Genomic DNA, 1,356 nt, shown 5'->3' on the forward strand with positions numbered 1-1,356 from the left:
CGATATACGGTCGCAAAGAAATACCGCGAAATGCTTTTGCGGGGATTTGTCAGAAAGAAGCATAGGGGGGAAATGAGCAGTGCGCTGATGGGTACTGCTTCAAGTGAAGCTCTTCGCAAATTCGTCGAGTCCCATGCCCCGGCGAACTTGCGTCGCAGCTTTTGCCTGACCCGGCCCTTGCGCAGGCACTCCCTGTACCCGTAGGTCACTCCGACCCTGTAACAGTCAGAACGTCCCGACCCCATGGTCATGCGTCTACCTTCCTCGGGTAGCGCAGTGGAAAGAAGCATGTTGCTTCCTTCATATGACGAATTCAGTACCAGTTCGGATCTTTTTTCAGCTGTTCCATCAGTAAGCCCTGCATGCCCTGGTCTGGTTTGCCGAGAAAGCGGTAGCTGGCATGTCGCGTCGGCGACTTGTCGTCCGGCAGTCCTGCGGGCACTTCGACCAGCATGGCGTAGGCGTCTTCCTTGTCGAAACTGAAGGCCACAATCAAGCGCTCGTTCAAGCAGGTCGGTTGAGATTCACACAGCGGCCCGACCAGATATTTGTGGCCATCCTCTTCCACAGCATTCATTTGCTCGGCATCGCCAGACAGGTTCATCACCCATTCGGGCAAGCGCGATTCCTTCTTCACCACGTGTTGCCATGTTTCACGGTACTGCGGGTCTGCAGTGAGCAATCCATTGACCCGCATCTGGCCATCATTGGCCGCCATCGCCATGGCACTACCGCCCAGAAGCAGGGCGGCTGCCAGTGACTTAAACAGAACGCTCATGTTCAGCCTCGACCGCGACGGCCAAAGAAGAAGGAAGCAATGAACATCACCAGGAACACGACAAAGAGAATCTTGGCGATACCCGTGGCGGTGCCCGCGATACCACCGAAGCCCAGTACTGCAGCGATGATGGCAATGATCAAGAATGTGATTGCCCAGCTCAACATGGTGATTCTCCTTACGCTTCGTTATTTAGAGGTGTCACTTGTGTTGCTTGTCCCGGCGCAGGGAGCACGCCAAGTTCGGATAACTAAAATACCCAGCGCTCCTGACGCGGCATCTCATCCAGAGGCTGCGCCTGGTCGACGTCCATCATCCGCATGGGAGCGATGTCGGCCGGGTTGCTGCTGGCGGCGCTGAAGTGGGTTTGGGTTGGATGTGGAAACGACACGTGCGGGGCCTCTGGTTGCTGGCTGTGTTCCCAGCGAAGTAACTGTTGGCCGGCGATCAACGTGACCAGCATTGCCAGCACAGCAAACATGCCTTGCTGGATATGCAGTGGCGAGATATGCAGTTGGGCGGCACGGTAGCGATTCATCCTGAAGCTCCTCCCACTTTGGGGGAATCTTGTTAGTGGG

At 56.1% G+C, this 1,356-nt stretch carries 4 protein-coding genes; 1 reads left to right on the forward strand and 3 read right to left on the reverse strand.

Annotated elements, in window-relative coordinates:
* On the forward strand, positions 1–204 hold a 204-nt coding region (locus AC1DRJ_RS27845), incomplete at its 5' end, for a hypothetical protein (RefSeq protein WP_477804979.1).
* A gap of 109 nt (positions 205–313) precedes the next feature.
* On the opposite strand, the gene AC1DRJ_RS27850 is transcribed toward AC1DRJ_RS27845, so the two are convergent.
* The 3 genes from AC1DRJ_RS27850 to AC1DRJ_RS27860 all read right to left on the reverse strand — a co-directional run bounded on the left by AC1DRJ_RS27850 (position 314) and on the right by AC1DRJ_RS27860 (position 1,316).
* Positions 314–778 carry an inhibitor of vertebrate lysozyme family protein gene (locus AC1DRJ_RS27850; RefSeq protein WP_477804980.1) on the reverse strand — a complete coding sequence of 155 codons (465 nt, stop codon included), beginning with the start codon at positions 776–778 and terminating at the stop codon, positions 314–316.
* A 2-nt stretch (positions 779–780) separates the two neighbouring features.
* Positions 781–945 carry a DUF1328 domain-containing protein gene (locus AC1DRJ_RS27855; protein WP_003177151.1) on the reverse strand — a complete coding sequence of 55 codons (165 nt, stop codon included), beginning with the start codon at positions 943–945 and terminating at the stop codon, positions 781–783.
* A gap of 83 nt (positions 946–1,028) precedes the next feature.
* Positions 1,029–1,316: a hypothetical protein gene (locus tag AC1DRJ_RS27860; RefSeq protein WP_477804981.1), complete on the reverse strand. Its 288-nt coding sequence runs from the start codon at positions 1,314–1,316 to the stop codon at positions 1,029–1,031.
* Positions 1,317–1,356: the final 40 nt, after the last annotated feature.

The sequence above is a fragment of the Pseudomonas sp. P5_B2 genome, from assembly GCF_056400445.1.

Coding starts and splice junctions, on each gene's coding strand:
- AC1DRJ_RS27850 (WP_477804980.1), bottom strand. CDS start 778: ATGAGCGTTCTGTTTAAGTCACTGGCAGCCGCCCTGCTTCTGGGCGGT.
- AC1DRJ_RS27855 (WP_003177151.1), bottom strand. CDS start 945: ATGTTGAGCTGGGCAATCACATTCTTGATCATTGCCATCATCGCTGCA.
- AC1DRJ_RS27860 (WP_477804981.1), bottom strand. CDS start 1,316: ATGAATCGCTACCGTGCCGCCCAACTGCATATCTCGCCACTGCATATC.